Annotated in this window: 5 protein-coding genes; all 5 read left to right on the top strand. The window is 73.2% G+C overall.

What is annotated here, in order from left to right; translation table 11 throughout:
- Positions 1 to 905 (top strand): nucleotidyltransferase family protein (locus VFE05_22200; GenBank protein ID HET6232804.1); only part of this gene is annotated, 905 nt, incomplete at its 5' end.
- A gap of 242 nt (positions 906 to 1,147) precedes the next feature.
- Positions 1,148 to 1,876: a tetratricopeptide repeat protein gene (locus VFE05_22195; GenBank protein HET6232803.1), complete on the top strand. Its 729-nt coding sequence runs from the start codon at positions 1,148 to 1,150 to the stop codon at positions 1,874 to 1,876.
- A gap of 55 nt (positions 1,877 to 1,931) precedes the next feature.
- Positions 1,932 to 2,738 carry an outer membrane protein assembly factor BamD gene (bamD, locus tag VFE05_22190; protein ID HET6232802.1) on the top strand — a complete coding sequence of 269 codons (807 nt, stop codon included), beginning with the start codon at positions 1,932 to 1,934 and terminating at the stop codon, positions 2,736 to 2,738.
- Positions 2,735 to 3,316, top strand: coding sequence for a nicotinate-nucleotide adenylyltransferase (gene nadD / locus VFE05_22185; GenBank protein ID HET6232801.1), 582 nt, complete (start codon positions 2,735 to 2,737; stop codon positions 3,314 to 3,316). The genes bamD and nadD overlap by 4 nt, the downstream gene beginning before the upstream one ends.
- Before the next feature lie 13 nt (positions 3,317 to 3,329).
- Positions 3,330 to 4,074 (top strand): hypothetical protein (locus VFE05_22180; protein HET6232800.1); only part of this gene is annotated, 745 nt, incomplete at its 3' end.

Below are 4,074 nucleotides of genomic sequence, written 5' to 3'. Positions count from 1 at the left end.
GCGCGATCTGCGCGGCGCGCGGATGGCCGATGCTCGTGCTCAAGGGCGGCGCGCTGGTGGGCTCCGACGCGGAGTCGGTGGACGTCGCGGACCTGGACGTCCTCGTTCGTCCCGAGCACGCGCTGCCGCTCGCCGCGGTGCTGGAAGCGTCCGGCTATCGCAAGGACGGCATCGACCCCGGCCCGGAGCACGGCGCGACTGCACACCTCGCCACGCGCAAGCCGCCGTGGGGCGTGCAGGTAGACGTCCACTTCCGCGTCAACGGCATCGCCGACGCCGAGTCGCTGTGGGCCGCGGCCGAGCCGCTGGCAGGGCATCCGGGCGTGCTCGTCCTCCGTCCCGGCGCGCAGCTGCACCATCTCCTCCTGCACACCGGCACACAGCACTTCAACCGCCGCGGCACGCTGCGCGACCTGCTCCTCCTCGCCTCCGCCGCCGCGAGGTGCACGCCTGCGGAGATGACGGAGGTTCGGCGCGCCATCTCCGCCCATCCCGCCGCCGATCTGCTGAGCGAGATGCTGAAAAGTGCGCTCCGCCTCCGAGGCGGAGGCGACGCGGACGATCCGTACCGGTCGGTCGTGCTGGCGAACTACTGGATCCACGCCGCCCCGCCGTCGCGCCACGTTCCCGCCGTGCTGCTCGACGCGGCGCTCCTCTCGCTCTTCTCCCTCCTCGCGCCGGGCGATTCGTACCGCCGTGCCTTCCGCGCCCGCCTCATGGCCGGGCAGCTTGCGCACGCACCCGGCTTCGGTGTCGTCCACCGCATCTCCCCTCGCGCCGCCGCCGCGATCCAGACGGCCGGACGCGCGGCCCTCATGGCAGCCGTCGCCCTTCCCGCGTGGGCGGGCGCCCGCCGCATCGCCGCCCTCGCGAAGGGCACCGGACGGACGGGGGATTCGGAGTAGGGAGCTTTCGTTCGATCAACTCGGTCGTACGTCGATCCGCGGATGGGAGACGGCTGATTCGAAGGACGTTTCGCCCCCTGCTCTCCGGGGCGAGCGGATTGGCGTCTCGGTAGATGTGGGGCGATGCGAGACGGGGGATGCGGAAACGGCGGACGGCATCGGGCCGTCCGCCGCGTTCGGCTTGCCCCGTGCGGAGGGCGGGTCTATCTTCCCCCGGTTTTTCCCCCTTTCCGGAGGAACGAGTGCAGGAGCCCACGGTCGAGCAGCTGATCGCGCGCGGCAAGGAAGCCTTCGGGCGCAACTCCTACGTCGCCGCGCTGGAGGACCTGGAGGCGGCGGCCCGGCGCGAGCCCGGCTTCGCCGACGTCCAGAACCTGATGGGCCTATGCCTGAGCCTGGTGGGCCGGCCGGACGAGGCGGTGGGTGCCTTCGACCGCGCCATCGCGCTCAACCCCGGCTACGTGGAGGCGCACCTCAACCGCGCCATCACGCTCAACGACCTGGGCCGCTTCGACGAGGCGCGCACCGCGTTCGAGGCCGCCTCGGAGGCCGACGGCGGCCAGGCGGGGGGACGCTTCCCCAGCGCCGCGAGCGCCCGCCTGGCGAACAAGCACGCCGAGCTGGGCGACCTGTACGCCGCCGAGGGCGCGCTGCCCGAGGCCGTGGAGCAGTACCGCGCCGCGGTGGCGCTGCGGCCGCGCTTCCTGGACATCCGCAACAAGCTGGGCCGCGCCCTGAGCGAGATGGGCGACGCCGAAGCCGCGGCGAACGAGCTGCGCGCCGTGGTGGAGGCCCGTCCCGCCTTCGTGGCCGCGCGCGGCAACCTGGGCCTGGCGCTCTTCCGCGCCGGGCGGCTGAACGAGGCCGAGGCCGAGTGGCGCCGCTGCCTGCAGCAGCAGCCCGACAACGCGCAGGCCGGGGCCTACCTGGGCATGCTGGAGCGCCGCCGCGCCGCCGACGGCCAGGGCTGAGCGCCGGCGCTCCTCCTTCTGAAACTCACCCCGCGGGCCGGGGTACGAAGCGTCCATGAAAACGTCCATCCTTCGCAGGGCTTCCGCCGGCCTGGCCGGCTCGCTCGTGCTCGCCGCGTGCGCGCACCACTCCCAGACCGGGCCCGCTCCCGTCTCGCCCGACGACCTCTACCGGCGCGGCATGGAGGCCAGCGCCGCGGGCAAGCATTCGCGCGCGGCCACGCTGCTCACGCAGTTCGCGGACGCCGCGGCGGGCGACCCCCGCGTGCCCGCCGCGCTGGTGACCGTGGGCCGCGAGCACGTGGCCAACCACGAGTACATCACCGCCGCGGCCGACTTCCTGCGCGTGGTCAACGACTACCCCGGCGACCCGGCCGTCCGCGACGCGCGCATGGGCATGTGCGACGCGTACACGCACCTGTCGCCCAAGCCGCAGCTGGACCCGGAGTACACCGAGACGGCCATCACCTACTGCCAGTCGGTGGCGGCCATCTACCCCAACACGCCGCAGGGGGTGGAGGCGTCGCGCCGGGTGGACCGGATGGAGGAGAAGCTGGCGCTGAAGGCGTACCAGAACGGCATCTTCTACTTCCGCCGCAAGGCGTACGACGCCGCCGCCATCTACTTCAACGAGGCGCTGGCGAACTTCCCGCGCACCGGCGTGGCCCCCATGGCGCTCATGCGCCTGTACGAGGGCTACGGCGCGCTGGGGTACAAGGAGGAGCAGGAGGCCACCCGCGAGCGGCTGCTGCGCGACTATCCGCAGAGCCCCGAGGCGCGCGCCCTGCCCGCCGCCGCGCCGCCGTCGGCCCCGGTCCGCGCGCCGCCCCCGGCGCCTGCGGCCGCGCCCGCGGCGGGATGAGGACGGGGGTCTTCGGGGGGACGTTCGATCCGCCGCACCTGGGCCACCTGGTGGCCGCGGCAGACGCCTTCCGGGCCCTGCGCCTCGACCGGCTCCTCATCGTCCCCTCGGCCGCGCCGCCGCACAAGCTGCGCACCGTGCGCGCCCCGGCGGCCCTGCGGCTGGAGATGGTTCGGGCCGCCGTGCAAGGCGACCCGCGCTTCGAGGCAGACGGCCGCGAGCTGCTGCGCGAGGGCCCGTCGTACAGCGTGGACACGCTTCGCGAGCTGAGCGGCACGGGCCTCGCGGGCGAACTTTTTTTTCTGATCGGCGCCGACAACCTGCGCGAGATCGGCGGGTGGCGCGAGCCCCACGAGATCGTGCGGCTGGCGCAGCTGGCCGTCCTCACGCGCGCGGGCGAAGGCGCGCCTCCGGGCGGGCCCTTTCCCGCCCTGGAGGTGCCCGTGACCCGCGTGGACGTGTCGGCCACCGACATACGCCGGCGCGTCGCCGCGGGCGAATCGATTCGCTACCTGGTCCCGGAGGGCGTACGCGCGGTGGTCGAGCGCGAGGGGCTCTACCGGGACGGCCTCATATGATTGAAGAGAAGCCATGCTGAAGAGTGTGATCCACGCGCTGTTCGGGACGCGCCACCAGCGCGAGCTGAAGCGCCTGACACCGCTTGTAGACCAGATCAACGCCGAGTGGAAGCGCCTCCAGGCGCTCCCCGACGACGAGCTGCGCGCCCAGACCGAGCGCTTCCGCGGCCTCATCCGCGAGGCGTCCGCCAGCACCGAAGCCGAGCTGGAGGACCTGCGCGCCCAGCGCCGCCACTCCGAGAGCGCCGCCGAGCGCGAGGCGCTGTCCGAGACCATCGGCGAGGCAGAGCGCCGGCTCACGTCGGTGATCGAGGGCGCGCTCGACGACGTCCTCCCCGAGGCGTTCGCCACCGTGAAGGAGGCCGCGAGCCGCCTGGTGGGCACCCCCGTGGAGGTGACGGGCCAGACGCTCACCTGGGACATGGTGCCGTACGACGTGCAGCTCATCGGCGGCATCGCGCTGCACCAGGGCAAGGTGGCGGAGATGGCGACGGGCGAGGGCAAGACGCTCGTGGCCACCATGCCGCTGTACCTGAACGCGCTGACCGGGCGCGGCGCGCACCTGGTCACCGTCAACTCGTACCTGGCGCAGCGCGACTCGGAGTGGATGGGCCACCTGTACCGGTGGCTGGGGCTCACGGTGGGCTGCATCGACCTGCACGAGCCCAACACGCCCGAGCGTCGCGAGGCGTACGCGGCCGACATCACCTACGGCACCAACAACGAGTTCGGCTTCGACTACCTGCGCGACAACATGG

It is taken from the genome of Longimicrobiaceae bacterium, from assembly GCA_035696245.1.
GTDB lineage: Bacteria > Gemmatimonadota > Gemmatimonadetes > Longimicrobiales > Longimicrobiaceae > DASRQW01.
Note: the sequence above shows the minus strand (reverse complement) of the source record. Positions and strands in the feature narration are given on the sequence as shown.

Bases quoted from the DNA above. Each gene is read 5' to 3' on its own strand.
- nadD (HET6232801.1), top strand. From the start codon at position 2,735: ATGAGGACGGGGGTCTTCGGGGGGACGTTCGATCCGCCGCACCTGGGC.
- bamD (HET6232802.1), top strand. From the start codon at position 1,932: ATGAAAACGTCCATCCTTCGCAGGGCTTCCGCCGGCCTGGCCGGCTCG.